The 21935-nt window shown below is 71.1% G+C and carries 21 protein-coding genes; 9 read left to right on the forward strand and 12 right to left on the reverse strand.

The window, feature by feature from the left end; all coding sequences use genetic code 11:
* The 6 genes from AB0M83_RS31490 to AB0M83_RS31515 form a co-directional block, all read right to left on the reverse strand.
* Positions 1 to 1023 carry an acyl-CoA desaturase gene (locus AB0M83_RS31490; RefSeq protein ID WP_364522386.1) on the reverse strand — a complete coding sequence of 341 codons (1023 nt, stop codon included), beginning with the start codon at positions 1021 to 1023 and terminating at the stop codon, positions 1 to 3.
* Between the two features lie 340 nt (positions 1024 to 1363).
* On the reverse strand, positions 1364 to 3739 hold the full coding sequence (locus AB0M83_RS31495; RefSeq protein ID WP_364522388.1) for an excinuclease ABC subunit UvrA: 2376 nt from the start codon (positions 3737 to 3739) through the stop codon (positions 1364 to 1366).
* Entirely contained in the window at positions 3736 to 3999 is a 264-nt protein-coding gene (locus AB0M83_RS31500) for an AraC family transcriptional regulator (protein WP_364522390.1), read from the reverse strand. Before AB0M83_RS31500 ends, AB0M83_RS31495 begins: the two co-directional genes overlap by 4 nt.
* An 11-nt stretch (positions 4000 to 4010) precedes the next feature.
* The gene (locus AB0M83_RS31505) at positions 4011 to 4421 is read right to left on the reverse strand and encodes a VOC family protein (protein ID WP_364522392.1); all 411 of its coding nucleotides are present in this window, start codon (positions 4419 to 4421) and stop codon (positions 4011 to 4013) included.
* A gap of 10 nt (positions 4422 to 4431) precedes the next feature.
* Positions 4432 to 4875, reverse strand: a complete 444-nt coding sequence (locus AB0M83_RS31510) for a helix-turn-helix transcriptional regulator (RefSeq protein WP_364522394.1) — start codon at positions 4873 to 4875, stop codon at positions 4432 to 4434.
* A 130-nt stretch (positions 4876 to 5005) separates the two neighbouring features.
* Entirely contained in the window at positions 5006 to 5884 is an 879-nt protein-coding gene (locus tag AB0M83_RS31515) for a LysR family transcriptional regulator (RefSeq protein WP_364522396.1), read from the reverse strand.
* A 111-nt stretch (positions 5885 to 5995) separates the two neighbouring features.
* On the opposite strand from AB0M83_RS31515, the gene AB0M83_RS31520 reads away from it, so the two are divergent.
* Positions 5996 to 7408 carry an MFS transporter gene (locus tag AB0M83_RS31520; RefSeq protein WP_364522467.1) on the forward strand — a complete coding sequence of 471 codons (1413 nt, stop codon included), beginning with the start codon at positions 5996 to 5998 and terminating at the stop codon, positions 7406 to 7408.
* A 378-nt stretch (positions 7409 to 7786) separates the two neighbouring features.
* Here the strand turns inward: AB0M83_RS31520 and AB0M83_RS31525 are convergent, their stop codons facing one another.
* From AB0M83_RS31525 to AB0M83_RS31545, 5 genes are read right to left on the reverse strand one after another with little or no spacing between them, the layout of a single operon-like run.
* The gene (locus tag AB0M83_RS31525; protein ID WP_364522398.1) at positions 7787 to 9226 is read right to left on the reverse strand and encodes an FAD/NAD(P)-binding oxidoreductase; all 1440 of its coding nucleotides are present in this window, start codon (positions 9224 to 9226) and stop codon (positions 7787 to 7789) included.
* The gene (locus AB0M83_RS31530) at positions 9219 to 9449 is read right to left on the reverse strand and encodes a ferredoxin (RefSeq protein WP_257922546.1); all 231 of its coding nucleotides are present in this window, start codon (positions 9447 to 9449) and stop codon (positions 9219 to 9221) included. Before AB0M83_RS31530 ends, AB0M83_RS31525 begins: the two co-directional genes overlap by 8 nt.
* A gap of 1 nt (position 9450) precedes the next feature.
* Entirely contained in the window at positions 9451 to 10068 is a 618-nt protein-coding gene (locus AB0M83_RS31535; protein ID WP_364522400.1) for a ferric reductase-like transmembrane domain-containing protein, read from the reverse strand.
* Positions 10061 to 10858 carry a DUF4142 domain-containing protein gene (locus AB0M83_RS31540; RefSeq protein ID WP_364522402.1) on the reverse strand — a complete coding sequence of 266 codons (798 nt, stop codon included), beginning with the start codon at positions 10856 to 10858 and terminating at the stop codon, positions 10061 to 10063. The genes AB0M83_RS31535 and AB0M83_RS31540 overlap by 8 nt, the downstream gene beginning before the upstream one ends.
* Complete coding sequence (locus tag AB0M83_RS31545) at positions 10842 to 11312, reverse strand: hypothetical protein (RefSeq protein WP_364522404.1); 471 nt, start codon at positions 11310 to 11312, stop codon at positions 10842 to 10844. The genes AB0M83_RS31540 and AB0M83_RS31545 overlap by 17 nt, the downstream gene beginning before the upstream one ends.
* 357 nt (positions 11313 to 11669) lie before the next feature.
* On the opposite strand from AB0M83_RS31545, the gene AB0M83_RS31550 reads away from it, so the two are divergent.
* The 4 genes from AB0M83_RS31550 (at position 11670) to AB0M83_RS31565 (ending at position 16016) form a co-directional block, all read left to right on the forward strand.
* On the forward strand, positions 11670 to 12230 hold the full coding sequence (locus AB0M83_RS31550) for a sigma-70 family RNA polymerase sigma factor (RefSeq protein WP_364522406.1): 561 nt from the start codon (positions 11670 to 11672) through the stop codon (positions 12228 to 12230).
* Between the two features lie 7 nt (positions 12231 to 12237).
* Entirely contained in the window at positions 12238 to 13035 is a 798-nt protein-coding gene (locus tag AB0M83_RS31555; protein WP_364522408.1) for a zf-HC2 domain-containing protein, read from the forward strand.
* 490 nt (positions 13036 to 13525) lie between these two features.
* Complete coding sequence (locus AB0M83_RS31560; RefSeq protein WP_364522410.1) at positions 13526 to 15028, forward strand: DUF1996 domain-containing protein; 1503 nt, start codon at positions 13526 to 13528, stop codon at positions 15026 to 15028.
* A 43-nt stretch (positions 15029 to 15071) separates the two neighbouring features.
* Positions 15072 to 16016: an SCO0930 family lipoprotein gene (locus AB0M83_RS31565; RefSeq protein WP_364522412.1), complete on the forward strand. Its 945-nt coding sequence runs from the start codon at positions 15072 to 15074 to the stop codon at positions 16014 to 16016.
* 771 nt (positions 16017 to 16787) lie between these two features.
* Here AB0M83_RS31565 and AB0M83_RS31570 read toward each other — a convergent pair.
* Positions 16788 to 17852: an Lrp/AsnC ligand binding domain-containing protein gene (locus AB0M83_RS31570; protein ID WP_364522414.1), complete on the reverse strand. Its 1065-nt coding sequence runs from the start codon at positions 17850 to 17852 to the stop codon at positions 16788 to 16790.
* A gap of 68 nt (positions 17853 to 17920) precedes the next feature.
* Between AB0M83_RS31570 and AB0M83_RS31575 the strand changes: the two genes are divergently transcribed.
* The 4 genes from AB0M83_RS31575 to AB0M83_RS31590 are packed head-to-tail and all read left to right on the forward strand — an operon-like array spanning position 17921 to position 21934.
* Positions 17921 to 19114, forward strand: a complete 1194-nt coding sequence (locus AB0M83_RS31575) for a M20 family metallopeptidase (protein WP_364522416.1) — start codon at positions 17921 to 17923, stop codon at positions 19112 to 19114.
* Between the two features lie 5 nt (positions 19115 to 19119).
* Positions 19120 to 19317 (forward strand): hypothetical protein, encoded by a 198-nt coding sequence (locus AB0M83_RS31580; protein WP_364522418.1) that lies wholly within the window; start codon positions 19120 to 19122, stop codon positions 19315 to 19317.
* Positions 19314 to 20735 (forward strand): sodium:solute symporter family protein, encoded by a 1422-nt coding sequence (locus AB0M83_RS31585; protein WP_364522420.1) that lies wholly within the window; start codon positions 19314 to 19316, stop codon positions 20733 to 20735. Before AB0M83_RS31580 ends, AB0M83_RS31585 begins: the two co-directional genes overlap by 4 nt.
* A complete protein-coding gene (locus AB0M83_RS31590; protein ID WP_364522422.1) occupies positions 20732 to 21934 on the forward strand; it encodes an amidohydrolase family protein in 1203 nt (400 codons plus the stop codon). The genes AB0M83_RS31585 and AB0M83_RS31590 overlap by 4 nt, the downstream gene beginning before the upstream one ends.
* The last annotated feature ends 1 nt before the right edge of the window (position 21935 follow it).

Below are 21935 nucleotides of genomic sequence, written 5' to 3' on the forward strand. Positions count from 1 at the left end.
CTACGAACGGTTCCTGAGAGGGGCCCCAGCTTCGTGCAGGTGGGTGAGGGCCTGGCGGTAGGACTCGACGAGGCTCGTCTGCAGGTAGGGGACGCCCAGCTCGGCGCAGTAGCCCTCGACGATCGGCTGCGCCAGCCGCAGGTGCCGCGACGGCATGCTCGGGAACAGGTGGTGCTCGATCTGGTAGTTGAGGCCGCCGAGGGCGACGTCGATCACGGCGCCGCCGCGGACGTTGCGGGAGGTCAGCACCTGCTTGCGGAGGAAGTCGAGCTCGGGCTGCCCGGTCAGCGTCGGCATGCCCTTGTGGTTGGGCGCGAAGATCGATCCCATGTAGATGCCCCAGAGTGCCTGGTGGACCACGAAGAACAGGATCGCCATGCCGGGGGAGAGCACGGTGATCAGCGCGCCGAGGTAGACGACGACGTGCGTGGCGAGCAACGCGGCTTCCACCCAGCGGCGGCGCAGGCCCGGCTTGCACACCGCGCGGATCCCCGACACGTGCAGGTTGAGGCCTTCGAGCGTCAGCATCGGGAAGAACAGGAACGCCTGGTAGCGCCCGATGAACCGGGCGGCGCCGCTCGCTTCCCGGGCCTGGCCCTTCGACCACACGAAGATGTCCGGGTCGACGTCGGGGTCGAGCTCCTCGTGGTTCGGGTTGGCGTGGTGGCGGGTGTGCTTGTCCATCCACCAGCCGTAGCTCATCCCGATGCCGAGGTTGCCGACGAGCATCCCGGCGATCTCGGTGGGCCGCCGGCGGCGGAAGACCTGCTTGTGCGCGAGGTCGTGCGAGAGCAGCGCGGTCTGCGCGAACATGACGGCCTGGAACGCGGCGACGGCGAGCTGCCACCACGAGTTCCCGAGCAGGGCGAAGGCGACCCACCCGGCGGCGAACAAGCCGCCCACGACGGCGAACCGGGCGGTGTAGTAGCCGGGACGGCGCACCATCAGGCCGGCGGCGGAGATGCGTTGGCTCAGCCGGGCGAAGTCGCTACCGGTGCTGACGGGGTTCTCGGTGGTGGTCACCGTCCCTAGTCTTCCGGGTAGGGGTCGGCCCGGGAAACCCGGAGTGCCCCCGGCACATTCCGGGGGCCTGCCCCACCGCCGAATCTGGTATAGGGGCCCGTAACGATCAGCCGGCGTACTCGGCGAGGTGTTCACCGGTCACTGTGGACCGGGCGGCGACCCGCTGGGGGGGCTTCGGCCGGGGAGCAGGCGGTCGAGCGCCCCAAGGTGGCCTTGGTTGCGTCAGACGCACCCAAGGGGCCCTTCGGTGCTCCTCCCATGCCCCGACCGCCGCCCTCAACGGAGGCGCTTCGCGCCGCAGCGCCGATCCAACGCACCGAAGGCCACCTTGGGGCGCTGGTCAGCCGACGTACTCGGCGAGGTGTTCACCAGTCAATGTGGACCGCGAAGCGACCAGTTCGGCGGGTGTGCCTTCGAACACCACGCGGCCGCCGTCGTGGCCGGCGCCCGGGCCGAGGTCGATGATCCAGTCCGCGTGGGCCATCACCGCCTGGTGGTGCTCGATCACGATCACCGACTTGCCCGCGTCCACCAGCCGGTCCAGCAGGCCCAGCAGCTGCTCGACGTCGGCCAGGTGCAGGCCGGCCGTCGGCTCGTCGAGGACGTACACCCCGCCCTTCTCCGCCATGTGCGTCGCCAGCTTGATGCGCTGCCGCTCGCCGCCCGACAACGTCGTGAGCGGCTGGCCGAGCGTCAGGTACCCCAGGCCGACGTCGGACAGGTGCGTCAGGATCTTGTGCGCCGCCGGGAGGGCCGCGTCGCCGCCCGCGAAGAACTCGAGCGCCTGCGCCACCGACATCGTCAGCACCTCGCTGATGTCGCGGCCGCCGAACTGGTAGTCCAGCACCTCGGCCAGGAACCGCTTGCCCTCGCAGACCTCGCACGGCGTCGCGGTGCCGGCCATGATCCCCAGGTCGGTGTAGACCACGCCCGCGCCGTTGCAGTTCGGGCACGCGCCTTCGGAGTTCGCGCTGAACAGCGCCGGCTTGACGCCGTTGGCCTTGGCGAACGCCTTGCGGATCGGCTCCAGCAACCCCGTGTACGTCGCCGGGTTGCTCCGGCGCGAGCCGCGGATCCCGGTCTGGTCGACCGTCACCACCCCCTCGCCGCCGGACACCGAGCCGTGGATCAGCGAGCTCTTGCCCGAGCCGGCCACCCCGGTCACGACGGTCAGCACGCCGAGCGGGATGTCGACGTCGACGTCCTGGAGGTTGTGCGCAGAGGCGCCGCGCACCTCCAGGAAGCCCGACGGCGACCGCACGGACGACTTCAGCGACGCGCGGTCGTCCAGGTGCCGCCCGGTGAGCGTCTTGCTCTTCCGCAGACCGTCCACAGTGCCCTCGAAGACGATCTCGCCGCCCTCGGCGCCGGCGCGCGGCCCGAGGTCGACGACGTGGTCGGCGATCGCGATCGCCTCCGGCTTGTGCTCGACGACCAGCACCGTGTTGCCCTTGTCGCGCAGCTGCAGCAGGAGCTCGTTCATGCGCCGGATGTCGTGCGGGTGCAGCCCGATCGTCGGCTCGTCGAAGACGTAGGTGACGTCGGTCAGCGACGACCCGAGGTGGCGGATCATCTTGGTGCGCTGGGCTTCCCCGCCCGAGAGCGTGCCCGACGGCCGGTCGAGCGAGAGGTAGCCGAGCCCGATCTCGACGAACGAGTCGAGGGTGCGCCGCAGCGCGTCCAGCAGCGGCGCGACGGACGGCTCGGCGAGCTTCCCCACCCAGCCGGCCAGGTCGCTGATCTGCATCGCGCACGCGTCGGCGATGCTGATCCCGTCGATCTTCGACGACCGGGCCTCTTCGGACAGCCGCGTGCCGGCGCAGTCCGGGCAGGTGGTGAACGTGACGGCCCGCTCGACGAACGCGCGGATGTGCGGCTGCATCGAGTCGACGTCCTTGGACAGCATCGACTTCTGGATCGCCGGGACCAGCCCCGAGTAGGTCAGGTTGATGCCCTCGACCTTGATCTTGGTCGGTTCCTTGTACACCAGGTCGTTGAACTGCTTCTTGGTGTACTTCTTGATCGGCTTGTCCGGGTCGAAGAAGCCGGAGCCGCGGAAGATGCGGCCGTACCAGCCCTCCATGCTGTAGCCCGGGATCGTGATCGCGCCTTCGTTGAGCGACTTGTCCTCGTCGAACAGCGCGGTCAGGTCGATGTCGTTGACCTTGCCGCGGCCCTCGCAGCGCGGGCACATGCCCCCGGTGATGCTGAAGCTGCGCCGCTCCTTGATCTGCCGCCCGGCCTTCTCGATGGTGACGGCGCCCGCGCCGCTGATCGAGGCGACGTTGAACGAGAACGCCTGCGGTGAGCCGATGTGCGGCTGCCCGAGCCGGCTGAAGAGGATCCGCAGCATCGCGTTGGCGTCGGTGGCGGTGCCGACCGTGGAGTGCGCGTTGGCGCCCATCCGCTCCTGGTCCACGATGATCGCCGTGGTGATCCCGTCGAGGACGTCGACGTCGGGGCGGGCCAGCGTCGGCATGAACCCCTGCACGAAGGTGCTGTACGTCTCGTTGATCAGCCGCTGCGACTCCGCGGCGATCGTGCTGAACACCAGCGAGCTCTTGCCGGAGCCGGAGACCCCGGTGAACACCGTCAGGCGCCGCTTCGGCAGCTCGACGTCGACGTCCTTGAGGTTGTTCACGCGCGCGCCGTGGACGCGGATCAGGTCGTGGCTGTCGGCGACGTGCGGCGCGGACTTCCTCGTGGGCTTGGTCATCGGGTCTCCAGCACTCGGTGGGTGGTGAGCGTACGGCCGGCCCGCACCGCTTGGGCGGCCCGCTGGTAGGCGTGCGGGGAAAGCCCGTACGCCAGCCGGAAACGGTCCACGAACCGGGGCGCCGGCAGGTTCGCCAGGTGCGCCAGGGCCTCGAGGTCGAGGGGGCGCGCGGGGTTTCGGTCGATGTGGTCGCGGACGCGCCGCAGCAACGTCAGCTCACGGAAGTGCTCGCGGGCGGCGACGGTCAGGCCGAGGCACATGCGGGTTCCCTTCAGCGCAGCTCTTGGATGCGCAGGAGGTTGCCGGCGGGGTCGCGGAAGGAGCAGTCGCGGATGCCGTAGGGCTGCTCGACCGGCTCCTGGACGACCTCGGCGTTGCCCGCCTCGAGCTTGGCGAAGAGCGCGTCGAGGTCCTTGGTGGCGAGGTTGACCGAAGCGTAGGTGCCCTTGGCCATCATCTCGTTGATCATGCGGCGCTCGTCGTCGGTGAGGCCGGGCGTCGCGGCCACCGGCGACAGCACGATCGCCGTGTCGGGCTGGTTCGGCGGGCCGACGGTGATCCAGCTCATCTCGCCGTACTTGACGTTCTGGCGGACCTCGAAGCCGAGCAGGTCGCGGTAGAAGGCGAGGGACGCTTCCGGGTCGGTGTGGGGGAGGAAGCTCGAGTGAATGGTGACGTCCATGGTCGTCACCCTAGGTGGCCGCCGAGGGCCGCGCTTCTCGATTCCTGATCGGTCTGGTGACCTGCTTGGCCACGCACGGCGGCATCCCGACGGTGGCCGCCGCCTGCTCCTCGCGGTAGACGCTCGGCGGCACGCCCACCAGCTCGGCGAACCGGGTGCTGAAGGTGCCCAGCGACGAGAAACCGACGGTGAAGCAAACCTCGGTGACGCTCAGCTCGCCCGTGCGCAGCAGCGCCATCGCCCGCTCGATCCGCCGCGTCATCAGGTACGAATACGGTGACTCTCCGTAGGCCTTGCGGAACTGCCGGCTGAGGTGCCCGGCGGACATGCCGACCCCGCGCGCGAGCGCTTCGACGTCGAGCGGCTGGGCGTACTCCCGGTCGATCCGGTCCCGGACCCGGCGCAGCAGCGCGAGGTCGCGCAGGTACTGAGCCGTGGCGGCAGTGCTGGTCACGGGACCGATCGTCCCACACCGGACCGTTCCCGCGGGACGCTTCGGCGGCTCCCGAAACGTCTTGAATGACTCATTCAGGACCTCCCAAGACCTGAATGACTCATTCAAGACGCCGGAAGCGGGGGCGCGGTCAGCGGAGCGCGTCGGTGATCGTGTCGCGCAGCCAGCGCTGGGCCGGGTCCGCGGCCAGCCGCGCGTGCCAGGACAGCCGCACCTCCACCTCCGGCAGCTCCGCCGGGACCGGGAACCACCGGAGTCCCAGCGCCGGGCCGTGCTGCTCGGCCAGGCGCTGCGGGAGCAGCCCCACGTAGTCGCTCGACGAGACCACCAGCGCGGCCACCGCGGACGTCGGCACGACCGCGGCCACCCGCCGCTGCAGGCCCGCCGCGGCGAGGACTTCGTCCAGCGGCCCGCGCGCCCGGCCCCGCCGGGACGCCGATATGTGCGGGTGGCGGCACAGCTGCGCCAGCGTCGGACGGCGGTGCCTGCCCAGCGGGCTGTCCGCGCGCACCGCCGCGACGAGGCGTTCGCGGTAGAGCACGGCGCTGTGGATGTCCGGGGCCGCGTGCTCGCCCACGCCGATGTCCAGGTCGATCGAGCCGTCGCGGAGCGCCTCGGCGCTTTCGGTGCCCTCCGCGACGAAGCGGAGCGTGACGCCGGGGGCGGTGGCAGCCGTCGCTTCGGCCGCCGCCGTGGCCAGGGTCGCCGCCACGCCGTCGTTGATGCGGATCGTGAACGTCCGCTCGAGGTCGGCGATCGCCACCTCGGTGCTGATCAGCGCCGACGCCTCCTCCAGCAGCGACCGCACGCGCGGGGCGGTGCGCAGCGCGAACGGCGTCGGGGCCATCCCGCGGCCCGCGCGGACCAGGATCGGGTCGTTCATCGCCCGCCGCAGCCGGCCGAGCGCGCGGCTCGTGGCCGGGATGGACAGGTTCAGGCGCTCGGCCGCGGCCGTGACGCTGCCCTCCCGCAACAGCGCGTCGAACACGCGCAGCAGGTTCAGATCCATGGTTGCACTGTACGCAAAGTTGCGTTGCCGAAGTTGCGTGGCGCGCAGCACGTGGCGTTTCCTACCGTCAGGCACATGCACCTCGAGAAACGAAGCGGCCTGCTCACGCTCATGTGCGCCTGCGTCGTGCTCGTCGTCGGCATGGTCGCGGCGGTCAACCTCGCCGTCCCGATGCTCGCGGCGAGCCCACTGCACCCGTCCGCGTCCACGCTGGTCTGGATCGTCGACACCTACGTCATCGTGTTCGCCTGCCTGGTGATCCCGGGCGGCGCGGTGGGCGACCGGTTCGGCCGCAAGGGCGTCCTGCTGGCCGGGCTCGGGCTGTTCGCCGCCGGCGCGCTGCTGTCGGCGGTGGCCCCGGACGTCCCCCTGCTGCTCGCCGGCCGGGCGCTCACCGGGGTCGGCGCCGCCGCGGTGCTGCCCAACTCGCTCGCCGTCCTGCTCCACGCCGTGCCGCCGGAGAAGAAGGCCGCGACCATCGCGACCTGGGCGTCGATGACCGGCATCGGCGGCGTCCTCGGCAACGTCGGCGGCGGGCTGGTCCTGACCGCGGGGTCGTGGCGCTGGCTGTTCGCCGCTGCCGGGCCGCTCGCCCTGGTCGCCGCGGCCCTGGTGGCGCGCACCGCGCCGGTGTCGTCGCGCCACGACCGCCGGCTCGACCCGCTCGCCGCGGTGCTGCTCGTCGGCGCGTCGGTCGCCCTGCTCGTCGGGATCGTCCAAGGCCCGGAAGCGGGCTGGGGGAGCGCGGTGGTCGTGACCGGGTTCGCCGGCGCCGCCGTGCTGTTCGCCGCGTGGACGTTCGTCGAACTCCGGGCCGGGCACCCGCTGCTGGACCCGCGGCTGTTCCGGATCGCGGGCCTGCGCAGCGCCTGCCTCGGGATGACGGCGATCTTCTTCGGCATGTTCGCGCTGTTCTACGTCAACGCGTCGTTCCTGCAGTACGCCAAGGGATTCGGCGTCCTCGGCACCGGCCTGGGGATCATCCCGCTGACCGTCCCGATCATCCTCGGCGGCCGCCACGCCGGCCCGCTGGCGCGGCGGATCGGCCTCGACACCACCGTCGCCCTGGCCTTCGCGTTCGTCGGCGGTGGCCTGCTCGGACTGTCCACGAGCGACGCGGAGACGCCGTACGCGGGTTACGCGGCTTGGCTGGTGGTGACCGGGATCGGTGTGACACTCGCACTGCCGACGCTGTCGGGCGTCATCGCCGGTTCATTGCCGCCGGACCGGGCAGGCGTCGGCACCGGGCTGCAGGCCACCACCCGGGAGTTCGGCAGCGCGCTCGGCGTCGCCGTCATCGGGACGGTCGTGACCGCGAAGTTCGCCGCCGCGCTCCCGCCCGAGGCTCGCGGCGCGCACACGGTGGCCGAAGCACTGGCCAGGGCGCGAAGCGCGCACGACGTCGTCACGGCCTTCGTCGCGAGCGCGGACGCCGGCCTGCGGGTGGTCGGGATCGCGGTCCTCGTCCTCGGCGTGCTCGTCGTGGCCGAATCGAAGGTGTCCCAAGGGGTCCGGACGAGGTGAAGGCCGTCTCGAGGGTTCCCGTTCCCTCGAGACGGCCCGCACCGGTGCAACCCCGACCCGACTTTTCGACCGGGCCGGCCGTTCCGGCGGCATACCCTTCCGCCGGAACGGCCGGCCCGGACGTGCACGCCGCGACAGCGGAACCGCCGTGACGCTCGACCCCGGGCCCCCGCCCGGTGCGCCGGAAGAAGGCCACCCCGGGGGTGTCGGGTTCCCTCGGGATGGCCCTCTTCCGGCCCGCCGGGCGCTCGTTCCACTACGGACGCGAGGCGGGCAGAGGGACGTTGGGGGCCGGTCACCACACCGCCCAGCCGCGGAGGGGGTGTGGTGACCGGCGAGGGACGATGGCCGCCGCGCGCAGCCACGTCCCGGCTTCTGCTACCTCCCGATCGGGATGGCCATGGTCGGCGGCGCCGCCGCGCCGGGCTGCGCGGCGAACGCCGTGGTGGGCGGGGCCGCCAGCGCGGGGAACGCCGTCGTGGGGATGTCGTTGGCGAACTCGCTCTCGAACTCGCGCTCGAAGGCCTGGTGGTCGAAACCGCTGTCGAACTCCGGCGGCACGTCGGCCGCCAGCGCGGCCGGCGACGGTTCGACCGTCGGGACCTCCGCCACCTCGGGGGCGGGAGCGGGCTCCGGCTCCGGCACGTAGTCGGGTGCGGGCAGCCGGCGGTCGAGCTCGGCCATCCAGTCGAGCATCGCCCGCGGCTTGTCCCACGAGGAGATGCCGACGAGCCGGCCGTCGCGGATGAAGCCGGTGATGCCGTCCGCCAGCGTCACGGTGTCCTCGGCCAGGCTGGGCATCCCGCACATCTGCAGCCGCGTGTCGTACAGCGTCGACCAGGCCCGGGGGAGCGGGGTGAACGGCTTCGCGCTGGACTGGCCCATCAGCAGGTTGTCCGCCGCGTGCCGGGCCGACTCGACGGCGTTGATCCAGTGCTCGACCCGCCGCGGGGTCTCGTCGAACCGCAGGTTCGGCCAGCGCGCGATGTCGCCGGCGATGACGACGTCGGAGGCGCCCTCGGCGAACAGCTTCGAGTCGCAGAGCACGCCGTCGCTGATGTCGAGGCCGGAGCCGCGCATCCAGTCGACCGACGGGACGCTGCCGATGGCGAGCACGACGACGCTGGCGACCAGCAGCTGGTTGTTCGTCAGGTGCAGCCCGACGGTGTCCTTGGTGCTGATCCAGTGCCGCACTTCGCTCTTCATCGCGAGTTTCGCGCGGTGCTCGTGGTGCGCTTCGACGATGCCGCTCGAGACGCGGTCGCCGAAGCGGTGCAGCGGGGCCTTCGCGTGCCCGATGAGCGTGACGTCCCGGCCGATGTGCCGCATGCTCGCGGCGAACTCGTTGCCGATCAGGCCGGCGCCGATCACGACGGCCGGCTTCTTGCTGGCGTTGAGGCAGCGCCGCACCGCCATCGAGTCCTCGACCGTGCGCAGGATCCGCACGCGCGGGTCGTGCCGCGGCGCTCCGGGCAGGTGCCGCGGGTAGACGCCGGTCGCGGCGATCAGGCCGTCGTACCAGAGAGATTCGCCGCCGGGCAGGTGAACGACCCGTTCGGTGGTGTCCAGGTGCGTGACCCGCGCGCCGAGGCGCCAGTGCACGTCGAGGTCCGGCAGGTAGTGCGAAAGGCCCACGTCGCTGGGCCGTTCGGTCCCCATCACCAGTGCCTTGGAGACCATCGGCCGGTGGTAGGGCCGCCGGGCTTCATCGCCGATGAGGACGATCTCGCCGTCGAAGTTCTGCTCGCGCAGCCGTTCGGCGGCGCGCAACCCGGCGACACCCGCGCCGACGATGACGATCCGGTCGCCGTCAGCCATCGAGCTCTCCTCTCATCACGACCGCCTGCATCGGGCAGCAGCGGGCCGCCATCTTCGCCTGTTCCATGGTCGTTTCGTCCAGCAGCCGCGTGTGGAAGCGCAGGCGGCCGTCCTGGCCGAGGTCGAACACGTCCGGCGCCTCCATGGCGCAGATGCCGTAGAGCTCGCACCGGTCGTTGTCGACGCTGATCCGGGGGCCGCCACCGGGCAGTCGGAAGGGCATGTCAGGCCACCTGCTCTTCCACGAGTCCGATGCGTTCGAGGGTCCGCGCGGGCATGAACCGCAGCAGCGACGTCGTGACCGCCGGGATGAGCAGCGTGATGCCGCCCAGCCAGACGACCGCGAGGTGGCCGTTGGCGATCGAGCCGAACCACGCGTGCAGCGCGGTCAGCGCGACGGCCGGGTAGGCGCAGCGGTGCAGCCACAGCCAGCGGCGGTAGGAGGTGAACCGCTGCAGGCCCGCGGTGAGCGCGATGGCCAGCATGACCTCGAAGCCGACGATGCCGATGCTGTGCCGGGTCTCCTGGCCCGACAGGAAGGGGAGGAACAGGTACTGCAGGCTGTAGGGCTGGACCGTCAGGTAGAAGAAGCCCAGCGCGTGGATGCCGCCGAAGATCAGCGTGCCGGTGGCCAGCACCATGTGGGAGCTGCGCAGCGCCTTGCGGCCGGTGACCGAGCGCACCCAGCCGGTGGCGGTGAGCACGCCCCAGGTGAGCGTCAGCATCATCGCCGCGTAGGACGCCCGGGCGGCGAAGGCCGCGAGGCCGCGGGCCGCCGGGTCGGTCTTCGGCTGGAACTGCTGGGTGAGGAAGAGCGTCGCGTCGTGCCAGGTCTCAACCATGGCTACCCCCGGTTCTGACGGTGGCCGGCCGGCGGGACGCCCGGGCGCGGCCGCGGTTGCCCTTGATCTGGCGCAGCACGTAGAAGAGGCCGCCACCGACCAGGAGGAACAGCGCCGCCACCACGGCGATCTGGGACGAGTCGAGGCCGAGCGGCTGCCCGACGGGCGCGGCCGTGGTGGAGACGGCCGGTGCGGGAAGCGCGGTGTAGTCGACCATGCCGCTGCTCTCGAGCATCGTCATGTGCCGCAGGACGGCTTGGTTGCCGACGGTCGCGAACGCCCGCACGTCCTCGTTGCGGGTGCCGGCGCGCAGCTGCGCGAGGACGGCGAACACCTGGCCGTGCGCGGCGCGCAGGCGGTTGGCGAAGACGCTGTCGAACGACGGCCCGGGGGGCGCGTTCATCTCTTCGAGCAGCCACCCGCGTTGTTCGTCCGAGGGCTGGTCGGGCACCGGCGAGTTGAGCTTCGCCGACAACGCGCGGGTCGCGACGTCGAGGCGGCCGTGGTCCATCATGATCGCGAAGCCGATCGCCTGGACCTTCGGGCTGCCCTTCTGCATCGCCATCATGCCGGAGGGCATTTCCCACAGCCCGGCCTGGCGGACCTTGGTCAGCAGCACGGCGTCTTCGGGCGAGACCGCGGTCGTCTGGGCGATCGACGCCGGCGACACCGACGCGAGCAGCGTCAGCACCGCGACCAGCACGAACAGGACCCGGACCACCGGGCGGGAACGCTCGAGCGGGGACGGAGGGGTGAACTCCAGCCCGGCGTACTCAGATGCCGAAAGCATTGGTCCTCCACTCGTCCTGCGTCAGCGTGATCTTCTTGCCGTCCGGCGCGATCGGGTACCAGGCCTGCTCGGCGCCCTGGCCGGACGTGTCGGCCGGTTCGCTGTCGCCGGTGAAGTGGTACAGCGGCCAGCCGGCCAGGGTGAGCTGCTGGGTGCCGTCGTCACGGGTGATCTGGCCGATCAGCGACTGGTCGACGTCGATCGGCGCGGGACCGCCGGTCTTGACCGGGATCCACTTGGCCGCGCACGCGTCGTTGCAGTTCGACCGGGACGGGTTGGTCGTGTCCCGGTCGTAGCGGTAGATCGTGTACCCGGTTCCGTCGACGAGGAGAAGACCGAGGTCGAACGTCTTCGCGGCCCTGATCTGGCTCTTCATCGGGTCGTTGGGGTTCGCGGTGATGGGCTGCGGCATCGCGAGGGTCAACGGGGCCTGCATACCGGGCATCTGCTGCATACCGGCGCCACCGTAACCGGACGAGGTCGTGGCCGCGCCGGCGGTACAGGCGGTGAGCAGGGCGAGTGCGGTGAGGCACACGGCGGCGGGAACCACCGTTCGGGGAATGCGTATCACTGCTCCTCCGTGGGCATGACTACGCGCAGTAGCCTGGGGTGAGGCGAAAATGCGCGCGAAAGATCCACTGTGGACATTCGGTCCGGAGTGAATGCGGAGCGTTGCGGGGGACAACGCGTTGTCGGGGGTCTTCGGTAGGGGATACGGACACGGTCGGGAAACGGTTCAAAAAAGTTTTGGTCCCCGGGTTGCGGCATTTGGTACTAGACGTACGCCGTCCGGCCCACCAGGATGTCCGGCGTGGGACGGCACACTCGAGCGCTGAGATCCGTCGAAGATCAGGAAGTCGTCGTCGAGCCCAACGACGCCCATGACGATCTGGCGAAGGCGCTCTACCAGGAGTTCGGCGGGTCCCTCATGGCGTTCGCGCTCCGGCTGACCGGCCACGACCGGCAGTGGGCCGAAGACGTCGTGCAGGAGACCCTGATCAAGGCGTGGCGGAACGCGGACAAGCTCGACCGCCAGCCGGAGATGCTGCGCGCGTGGCTGTTCACGGTCGCCCGCCGCATCGTCATCGACGGCTGGCGCAGCCGGAGCGTCCGTCCCCAGGAGCTCGAGGAGATCGAGTCCGACGCGATCACGGTGTCCGACGAGTCGGACCGGACGCTCGCCGCCATGATCGTCTACGAGGCGCTGCAGGGCCTTTCGCCCGAGCAACGGGAGGCGATCCAGCAGACCTACCTGCGCGATCGCACCGTGAACGAGGTGGCGGCGACCCTCGGCGTGCCCCCGGGCACCATCAAGTCCCGCATCCACCACGCCGTCCGCGCGCTGCGCCGGGCCTTGCGTGAGCGGGGGTGAACTGAAGGTGGCCGGGTCCGCACACACCGACGTCGCCGCGTACGTGCTCGGCGTCCTCAGTGAGGCCGAGAGCACCCAGTTCGAAGCCCACCTCATGAACTGCCCGCACTGCCAGCTCGACCTGATCGAGCTCTACCAGCTGCCGGACGTGCTCGACCTGGTGAAGCGCAGCTGGCCGGAGCCGCCGCTGCCGGCGCCCAGCCCGCGCACCCTGGCGCCCGGGCCCCGCGTGCTGCGCGGCCTGATGGAAGAGGCCTCGGTGAAGCGCCGCCGCCGCAAGCGGCTCGGGATCATCGCCGGCGCCGCGGCCGCCGCGCTCGTCGTGGCCGGCCCGCTGGTGACCCTCGCGGTCCGGCCGGCCGACGCGGTCCCGCCCGCGGCGCTCTCGGCCCCGGGCACGAAGCAGCCACCGCCGGCGACGAGCGTCCTGGCGACGAGCGTCCCGGCCCCGTCCAGCGGCACGTCGAGCGAGCCGGGCGGCGGCCAGACCTACGGCCGCGGCAGCGGGAGCGGCGGGTCCGCGGTGAGCGCGGTGATCAAGGTGTCCCCGGTGGAGTGGGGCAGCCGTGTCGACCTCGAGCTCCGCGGCATCGTCGGGCCGCTGAAGTGCCAGCTGTTCGCCATCTCGACGACGGGCGACGCCCGCGTCGTGTCCGGCTGGTCGGTGCCGCCCAAGGGGTTCGGCATCCCCGGCTCCCCGGAGCCGTTGCGGCTGCAAGGTTCCATCTCCCTGCCGATGGACCAGATCGCCCGCTTCGAGGTCCGCGGCGACGACGGAACCGTGCTCGTCGTCGTGCAGCGCTGACTCTTTCCTCTCCCCGGACCGGCCGCGCAGGCCCGCCCTGCCGCAGTGAATGACTCATTCCTGGCGCCGGACGCAAGGAATGAGTCATTCACTGCATCGGAGGCGACCCGGCGCGAGGTCGTGTGGCGTCGGCACTTCCGGTGTCACAGCGCGCGTCCGGTTCTGGTCTGAACCACGGCCTCCGCTGACTCGTGGTTCAGGATATGAGCGAGTCGTTCAGGAAGTTCTTTTTCCGGTCTCACCGCGATGACCTGGGTGAATGGCGTCCGGTTGCATTTTGCTTGATAACGAACAGATAACGGGCTGGTCGCTTTTGAACCTCGGCGCGCTCACGTCCGTATCCCCCAATGCATCCCCCGATGCATCCCGACAGCCGGAACCAGAGCTCCCCGCGGGTTCCGTGCGATCTCGACCTCAACCAACGGTAGTTCTTGCCCGGGCCGCCGCGCTATTCGGCGTGCCCGGAATAACGAACGAGGTGAACTAGTCTATGGCCCGGAATTCTCGGTCCCCCGTGACGGGCAAGCATCGCGTCGCCCGCCGTACGAAGATCGCCATGGGCGCGATCGGCCTGGCGATCGCCGTCGGCGCACTCGCCGTCGCGGTCAGCACGGGCCGCACGGGCGAAGCGAGCGCGGACCCCGCGGACCCGTCGTTCTTCATCGACATCAACAAGGTTCCCGCCGGCAACAACGTCAACGCGGCCTTGCAGAAGAAGGGTGCGCAAGGATCCTTCACCGTCGACTGTGGAACGAACGCGGACGGCGCGCACCACAACCCGGACAACTTCATCGCCCAGCCCGGGATCAAGAACGGCGCGCAGCACCTGCACGACTACGTCGGCAACGTGACCACCGACGCCGACTCGAGCCTCAAGAGCCTGCTCGCCGGTGACACCACCTGCAAGAACGGTGACCAGTCGGCCTACTTCTGGCCCGTGATCCGCATCGACCGCGAAGACGACGCGGCGAACGAGAACGAGAACCAGCAGGCCCAGCAGAAGCAGCAGGGCAAGACCGGTGACGTCGAGCAGGACCAGAGCGCCAAGGACGCGCAGGCCGCCGACGACGCCGGTCAGGGCCAGAACGCCCAGGACCAGCAGGACCAGGGCGCGCAGGACCAGAACGGGCAGGACCCGAACGCGCAGGACCAGCAGGACCCGAACGCCCAGGACCAGAACGGGCAGCAGCAGAAGCGCCGGAACACCGGTGGCGGCGCGACCCGCAACGGTGACCAGAGCGCCCAGCAGCAGGGCGACCAGGGCCAGCAGGACCAGCAGGACCAGCAGCAGGCCCAGGACCGCCGTCGTGGCGGGCAGAACGGCAACCAGAACAACGGCGGTCAGAATGGCGGCCAGAACAACAACGGCGGCCAGAACGGCAACCAGAGCAGCTCGGCCGCCGCACCGCCGGCCGAAGAGCTCGGCGGGCCCGAAGGCGAGAACGAAGAGGTCGGCGACAACGACGGCGAGATCATCGAGCCGGAGTCCGCGACGCTGAAGTTCATCGGCGGCGGCGCCCGGAACGTCGTCCCGATGCCGCTCGGCCTCCGCGTCCTCTACGGTGACGCCAAGCAGAGCACCAACGGCCCGGCCAACGCCCGGCCCAGCTGGACCTGCACCGGGTTCGAGGACCGGCTGACCGACCTCTACCCGATCTGCCCCGCGGGCAGCAAGGTCGAGCGCATCCACGCCTTCCCGAACTGCTGGGACGGCAAGAACACCGACAGCGCGAACCACCGCACGCACATCGTGTTCGCGAACCAGCAGGGCAAGTGCCCGCAGGGCTTCAAGAACGTGCCCCAGCTGCAGGTGACCCTGGTCTACGACGTCCCGCAGGACGTCCAGCAGAAGGGCCAGTACAAAGTGGACGCCTTCGCCCAGGAAAAGCACAACCCGCGGTCCGACCACGACGACTTCGCGAACGTGATGAGCAAGAAGATCATGGGCCGCCTGGTCAACTGCATCAACTCCGGCAAGGCCTGCGCGGAATAACCCTTCCGCACCAGTCACTCCACGCCAGGAGGGAGAACTTCCGATGAACCGTGCTCGTCCGGGTGCCGCCGCCTTGTCCGCCGTCGCCGGTGTCGCGCTGGTCGCGGCCTGCGGGACCAACCCGTACGCCACGACCGGCCGGCAGGTGTCGCTCGGCGCACAGCAGCAGCTCTCGGCGAGCACGGTTCAGGCGAACTCCGGGGCCGGCCAGGCCCACCTCGTAACGTCCACAGTGGAAGGTCTCGGCGCGGTCCTCGCCGATGCCGAAGGCCACACGCTTTACCGCTACGCCCAGGACACCGCCAAGCCCCCGAAGGTCGCTTGCGTGGACGCTTGCGCGGAAATGTGGCCACCGCTGGTCTCCGACTCCCCGGCCCTGGCCGCCGGGGTGGACGCTCAGCTCGTCAGCCTGGTCACCCGGCCCGACGGCCGGCGACAGGTGACCGTCGGCGGCTGGCCGGTCTACCGCTATGCCAAGGACACCGGCGCCGGCATCGCGCTCGGCCAGAACGTCAGCGCGGACTGGGCGGCGATCACGCCGGAGGGGGAGAAGGCGGCGGCCGCGAGCCGGCCCGCCGAACCGACCACCCTCGGCACCGCCGACATCGGCGGCCTCGGCCCGGTCCTGACCGACCAGGCCGGCCGCACGCTCTACCTCTTCACCCGGGACGGCAGAGGTTCCGGGAAGTCCACTTGCGACACCGCGTGCGCGCGGACGTGGCCGCCGCTTCTCGTCACCGGCCGCAGCACCGTCGCCGAAGACATCGACACCGGCCTCGTCGGGCAGATCGCCCGCGCCGACGGGAGCAGGCAGGTGACCGTCGGCGGCTGGCCCGTCTACACCTACGCCCAGGACGGCGCGCCCGGCGAGGCGGCCGGCCACGGCGCGGGGGGCACCTGGTACGCCATGGAACCCAACGGCTGCCGGGTCGACCCGCGGCGCCGGCCCGACACCGCCCTCGCGACGGTCTCCACCGGCGGGTACTGACCCGCCCCACGAACCCCGGCCCGGCGGACACTTCCCTCCACCTCACCCCCCAGTCCGCCGGGCCGGTAGCACCACCCGAAGTACCGCGGGACCCCTCGTCCCGCGCCCCGAGCCCCGGCCCGGGTGGACACTTCCCTCCACCTCACCCCCCATGTCCCCCCGGGCCGGGATTCCTCACCCCACCCCCGATCCGGCTTCGCCGGGTCAGCGAAGGAGGAAACAGGCGGGCGCCTTCCCGCCCCGCGAGTTCCGGCCGGTGGACGCTTCCCTCCACCTCACCCCCCGAGTCCACCGCGCCGGAACTCCTCCCCGTGTCGACCCCCCAATCACACGAGATGCCCCTCCAATCACGCGAGATCCCCCTCCAATCACGCGAGTCACGTCCCCGATCACGCGAACCGACTCTCCAGGTACGCGAGCCGACCGTCCAGGTACGCGAGTTCCGCCTCAAACCACGCGAGTTCCGTCATCAATCACGTCAGATCCGGCTTCAGTCACGCGAGTCACGTCCCCGATCACGCGAACCGACTGTCCAAGTACGCGAGCCGACTCTCCAGGTACGCGAGCCGACCGTCCAGGTACGCGAGTCCCGCCTCAAACCACGCGAGATCCGGCTCCAGTCACACGAGTTCCGCCCTCAGCCACGCGAGTCACGGCTCCCCTCACGCGAGATCCGTCCAGACTTCCCGGCCCGCCGGCCACCCCTAGGTCACCCGGCCGGAACCCCCGAAGACCCCGGTCCGGTGGATGCTTCCCTCCACCTCACCCCCCTCATCCCCCGGGCCGGCCCCCGCTGCGGTCCCCGTGCTCCGGCACGGGGACCGCGGCCCAGAAGTCCAGCGGCACGCGCCCGATCCCGCGCCCGGCCGCGTCGAGCAGGCGGCCCATCAGCTTGACGTTCCGCAGCGTCACCGCCCGGCCGGTGATCTCCAGCCACGGCAGCTTCGCGGCCAGCACCGCTTCCAGCGCCACCGTGTCGTGCTGCGAAGGCAGCCACACCACCAGCATCAGGTTCGCCGCCCCGGTCAGCGCCGCGCACATGCGCACCTCCGGCAGCATCGCCAGCGACCGCGCGGTCGTCTCCAGCTTGTCCGGCGGCACCCGCAGCCACAGCGTCACCGTGACCGGCGCGGGCGACGCCGACCGCGCGATCTCGCACCGGACGCGGATCGCGCCCCGGCCCAGCAGGGCGTCCAGCCGGCGCCGGACGGTCGTCGCCCCGACGCCGAGCTCGTTCGCCAGTGCCGCGGCCGACGCCCGGGCGTCCACGCCGAGGGCGAGGATCAGCGCCCGGTCCGCGTCGTCGAACCGCAGCGGCGCGCGGTTCTTCGCCGGCTTCGGGGAGAGGGCCTCGCGCTGCCCCGGCGAAATCGCCCGCACCCGCCACCGGCTGCCCTCGGTGAACATCCGCGGCGACAGCACCGTGCGCACCCGCGCCACCCCGGGCACCGCCGCCACCCGGTCCAGCACGTGCGCGCCCAGCTCCCGCACCGTCGGCGCGACGACGTGGGCGAGCAGGTCGCACGGCCCGGCGACGTACTCGACCGTGACCACGTGCGGGTCCGCGGCCAACGCCGACGCCACGCGCAGCGCGGCCCCTGGCGAGCAGTCGATCTCGACGAAGGCCAGGGCCAGCTGCGCGGTCAGCTCCCCGCCGACGTACGCGGTGAGCCACGCGTCGCCACGCTCGACCAGCGCGTCCCAGTGCCGGGCGGCGGTCACCGCGCCCAGGCCCAGCGCGCGGCCCACCGTCGACCACGACGCCCGCGGCGCCGCCTGCAGCGCGTCGACCAGTTTGAGGTCCTGCTCGGTCAACATGGCGGATTCTTCGCTCATCGGCTCCCGCAACGGTGGTTTCGGTGCTTTTCCCCGGCCATTGTGCTCGACACTTGCATGATCTGCGGATGACCCTGCGTTCGGACGCCGCTGCCCTGCTCGACGACCTGGTCGCCCTCCGCCGCGACCTCCACCGCATCCCCGAGATCGGTCTGCACCTGCCGCGCACCCAGGAGCGGGTCCTCGCGGCCCTCGACGGCCTGCCCCTCGAAGTGAGCCTCGGCAAGAACCTCTCGTCGATCACGGGAGTCCTCCGCGGCGGCAAACCCGGCGGTACCGTGCTCCTGCGCGGTGACATGGACGCGCTCCCCGTCACCGAAGCCAGCGGCGAGGAGTTCAGCTCGACCCTCGACGGCGCCATGCACGCCTGCGGCCACGACCTGCACACCGCGGGCCTGGTCGGCGCGGCCCGCCTGCTCGCCGCCCGCAAGGACGACCTGCCCGGCGACGTCGTCTTCATGTTCCAGCCCGGCGAAGAGGGCTGGGACGGCGCCGGCCGCATGATCGACGAAGGTGTCCTCACGGCGTCGGGCAAGCACGTCGACGCCGCCTACGGCCTGCACGTTTCGGCCGCCAGCTACGCGAAGGGCCAGTTCGCCGCCCGCCCCGGCACGCTCATGGCGGCCTCCGGCGCCCTCGAGGTCCGGGTGCTCGGCGCGGGCGGCCACGGCTCGTCCCCGCACGACGCCCGCGACCCGATCCCGGCGGCCTGCGAGATGGTGACCGCCCTGCAGACGATGGTGACGCGCACCTTCGACGTCTTCGACCCGGTCGTGGTCACCGTCGGCTCGTTCCACGCGGGCACCCGGCGCAACATCATCCCGGACGACGCGGTGTTCGAAGCGACGCTGCGGTCGTTCTCGCCCGAGGTCGCGGCGCGGGTGGGGGAGCGGGCCGTCCAGGTCTGCCAGGGCATCGCCCAGGCGCACGGCCTCGACATCGACGTCACCTACGAGCCGGAGTACCCGGCGACGGTCAACGACGCGGCCGCGTACGACTTCGTCGCCGCCACGATCCGTGACGTCTTCGGCGAAGAGCGGTTCACCGAGATGGCCGACCCGATCACCGGCTCGGAGGACTTTTCCCGCGTGCTCGAACGCGTGCCCGGCGCGTACCTGTTCCTCGGCGCGTGCCCGACGGACCCGGCCTCCGCGGCGGACAACCATTCGCCGCGCGCCCGCTTCGACGACAGCGTGCTCGGCGACGGCGCCGCGCTGCTGGCCGAACTCGCCGTCCGCCGGCTCGGGCTCCTGGCCGGGTGACGGGCGTGCGCAGCTACCACTGGCCGCCGGTGCTGCCCGTGCTCGCGCTGGTCCTGATGCCGTTCCTGCCGTTCGTCAACACCACCGGGCTGTGGCTCGGCCTGCCGCGGATGATGGTCTGGGGCGCGTTCTGGTGCCTCATGTTCACCCCGGCGCTGCTGCTGTCCGAACGCCTGATGCGCGGGCGGGAGGAGGAGCCGTGATCCTCACCTTCACCCTCGCCGGCATCGTGCTGATCGGCGTCCTCGGCTTCGTCGGGCGGCGCAAGCCCGTCGCCGACCTCGCCGAATGGACCGTCGGCGGCCGCCGCTTCGGCGCGCTGACGATGTGGTTCCTGCAGGCGGGCGAGGTGTTCACCACCTTCACCTTCCTCGGGATGGCCGGCCTCGCGTTCTCCGGCGGCGTCGCGGCGATGTACGCGCTGCCGTACGTGCCGATCGCCTACGTCGTGCTGTTCTTCCTCGCCAAACGCCTCTGGACGCTGGGCAAGGAACGCGGCTACCTCACGCAGGGCGACTTCCTCGAGGACCGGTACTCCAGCCGGGCGCTCGGGACGCTGTCCGCGGTGCTCGGCGTCGTGTTCGTGCTGCCGTACCTGCAGCTGCAGATCACCGGGCTGGGCCTGATCGTCCGGCTGGTCACCGGCGACAGCGCGTCGGGCACGCTCAGCATGGTGACCGGCAGCGTGCTGGTGGTCGCGTTCGTGCTGTGGGCCGGGCTGCGCGGCGTCGCGGCGACGTCCTACTTCAAGGACGGGATCATGCTGGTCGCGCTGGTGGTGCTGATCATCGCCGTGCCGACGCACTTCGCCGGCGGGATCGGGGGAGTGTTCCACAAGATCGAGCAGCTGCACCCGGAGAAGCTGATCGTCCACAGTGGAGCGAACGACCACGTCTGGTTCGTGACGAGCATGCTGGTCAGCGCGATCGGCGTCGGGCTGATGACGCTGCCGCACTCGTGGCCGGCGCTGATGTCCGCGCGCGACCCGAAGGTGCTGCGGCGCAATTACACCTGGATGCCGGTGTACGAGCTTTCGCTGTTGCTGCCGATGATCATCGGGTTCGCGGCGATCGTCGTGGTGCCCAAGGGCAGTGACCCGAACGGCGTATTGCTGACGCTGTCGAAGGATGCTTTGCCCGGCTGGGTGACCGGGGTCGTCGTGGTCGCCGCGACGGCCACCGCGATGGTCCCGGCGGCCGGGATCCTGATCGGCATCTCGTCGCTGGTGGCGCGCAACATAGTCCGCGTCCGCAGTGGCCGCAAGCAGTTCTGGATCAACCACGGCACGGTTGTGCTCGCGAGTACTCTTGCCCTCGTGCTCGGCATCTTCCGGCCGGATCTGCTGGCCAACCTGCTGTTGCTCACGTATTCGGGCTCGGTCCAGCTGGCCCCGGCCAACCTGCTGGGCTTCCTGCGACGGGTGCCCGTCGGCAAGGGCCCGGTGTTCGCCGGGCTGATCGCCGGCGAGCTCGTCGTGATCTGGCTGACCTTTGTGGACACTCACTTCGCCGGCACGGTCAACGTGGGCCTGATCGGGCTCGGCGTCAACGTCGTCGTCCTCGGCCTGGCCGTCGTGGTGGACCGGTTCGTGGTTTCGGCTTCGGCCAAGGAGGCGGCGTGACGCGCACGGTTTTCACGGGCGGTTCGGTGTTCGACGGCACCGGCGCGGAGCCGGCGGCGGCGGACGTCGTCGTCGAGCACGGCCGGATCGTCGACGTCGGCACGGACCTCGACGGCGACGAGGGCGTCGACTGTTCCGGTGCGGTGCTGCTGCCCGGGCTCTTCGACTGCCACGTGCACGTCACGGTGTCGGAGATCGGGCTGCTGTCGCGGGTGCAGAAGCCGTTCTCCTACCAGTTCTACGAAGCGGCGCGGAACCTCTGGGCGACGCTCGGGCTGGGCATCACGACGGTGCGCGACGCGTCGGGCGCGGACCTCGGCATCAAGCAGGCGGTGGACGACGGGCTGATCCCGGGGCCGCGGCTGCAGATCTCGATCGGGCTGATCAGCCAGACCGGCGGGCACGGCGACAGCTGGAACCCGTCGAGCATCTGCGTGCCGCTGCTGGTGCCGCACCCGGGGCGCCCGGACGCGACGGCCGACGGCCCCGACGAGATGCGCCGCGTCGCCCGGACGCTGCTGCGCGCGGGCGCGGACGTGCTGAAGGTGTGCACGACCGGCGGCGTGCTCTCGCCGCGCGACGACCCGCGGCACTCGCAGTACACCCCGGAGGAGCTGGAGGTCCTGGTCGCCGAGGCGGCCGCGCAGGGCCGTCCGGTGATGGCGCACGCCCAGGGCGCGGCGGGCATCAAGAACGCGGTCCGGGCGGGCGTCCGGTCCATCGAGCACGGCATCTACCTCGACGACGAGGCGATCGAGCTGATGCTGGGCCACGGGACGTGGCTGGTCCCGACGCTGATCGCGCCGGTCAACGTGGTCCGCGCGGCCGACGCGGGGGTCGACCTGCCGGCGTCCGTGGTCGCCAAGGCGCGCGAAGTGGTGGAGGCGCACCGCGATTCGGTCCGCCGCGCGTACGCGGCCGGGGTCCGGATCGCGATGGGGACCGACAGCGGGGTCGGGCCGCACGGCACGAACCTGGAGGAACTGGCCCTGATGGCGGCGTGCGGCATGACCCAGGCGGACGTCCTCGAGGCGACGACGTCGTCGGCGGCCCGGTTGATGGGGCTGGACGGCGAGCTGGGGCGGATCGAGCCGGGGCTGCGGGCGGATCTTGTCGTGGTGGCGGGGGATCCGTACGACTTCCCGGCGCTGGCGTCGAACATCCGGGAGGTCTGGAAGGACGGGATCCGGGTGGTCTGAG

It is taken from the genome of Amycolatopsis sp. NPDC051106, from assembly GCF_040682775.1.
GTDB lineage: Bacteria > Actinomycetota > Actinomycetes > Mycobacteriales > Pseudonocardiaceae > Amycolatopsis.

Bases quoted from the DNA above. Each gene is read 5' to 3' on its own strand.
- AB0M83_RS31495 (WP_364522388.1), bottom strand. From the start codon at position 3,739: ATGACCAAGCCCACGAGGAAGTCCGCGCCGCACGTCGCCGACAGCCAC.
- AB0M83_RS31500 (WP_364522390.1), bottom strand. From the start codon at position 3,999: ATGTGCCTCGGCCTGACCGTCGCCGCCCGCGAGCACTTCCGTGAGCTG.
- AB0M83_RS31505 (WP_364522392.1), bottom strand. From the start codon at position 4,421: ATGGACGTCACCATTCACTCGAGCTTCCTCCCCCACACCGACCCGGAA.
- AB0M83_RS31515 (WP_364522396.1), bottom strand. From the start codon at position 5,884: ATGGATCTGAACCTGCTGCGCGTGTTCGACGCGCTGTTGCGGGAGGGC.
- AB0M83_RS31520 (WP_364522467.1), top strand. From the start codon at position 5,996: ATGTGCGCCTGCGTCGTGCTCGTCGTCGGCATGGTCGCGGCGGTCAAC.
- AB0M83_RS31525 (WP_364522398.1), bottom strand. From the start codon at position 9,226: ATGGCTGACGGCGACCGGATCGTCATCGTCGGCGCGGGTGTCGCCGGG.
- AB0M83_RS31530 (WP_257922546.1), bottom strand. From the start codon at position 9,449: ATGCCCTTCCGACTGCCCGGTGGCGGCCCCCGGATCAGCGTCGACAAC.
- AB0M83_RS31535 (WP_364522400.1), bottom strand. From the start codon at position 10,068: ATGGTTGAGACCTGGCACGACGCGACGCTCTTCCTCACCCAGCAGTTC.
- AB0M83_RS31540 (WP_364522402.1), bottom strand. From the start codon at position 10,858: ATGCTTTCGGCATCTGAGTACGCCGGGCTGGAGTTCACCCCTCCGTCC.
- AB0M83_RS31545 (WP_364522404.1), bottom strand. From the start codon at position 11,312: ATGCAGCAGATGCCCGGTATGCAGGCCCCGTTGACCCTCGCGATGCCG.
- AB0M83_RS31560 (WP_364522410.1), top strand. From the start codon at position 13,526: ATGGCCCGGAATTCTCGGTCCCCCGTGACGGGCAAGCATCGCGTCGCC.
- AB0M83_RS31565 (WP_364522412.1), top strand. From the start codon at position 15,072: ATGAACCGTGCTCGTCCGGGTGCCGCCGCCTTGTCCGCCGTCGCCGGT.
- AB0M83_RS31570 (WP_364522414.1), bottom strand. From the start codon at position 17,852: ATGAGCGAAGAATCCGCCATGTTGACCGAGCAGGACCTCAAACTGGTC.
- AB0M83_RS31575 (WP_364522416.1), top strand. From the start codon at position 17,921: ATGACCCTGCGTTCGGACGCCGCTGCCCTGCTCGACGACCTGGTCGCC.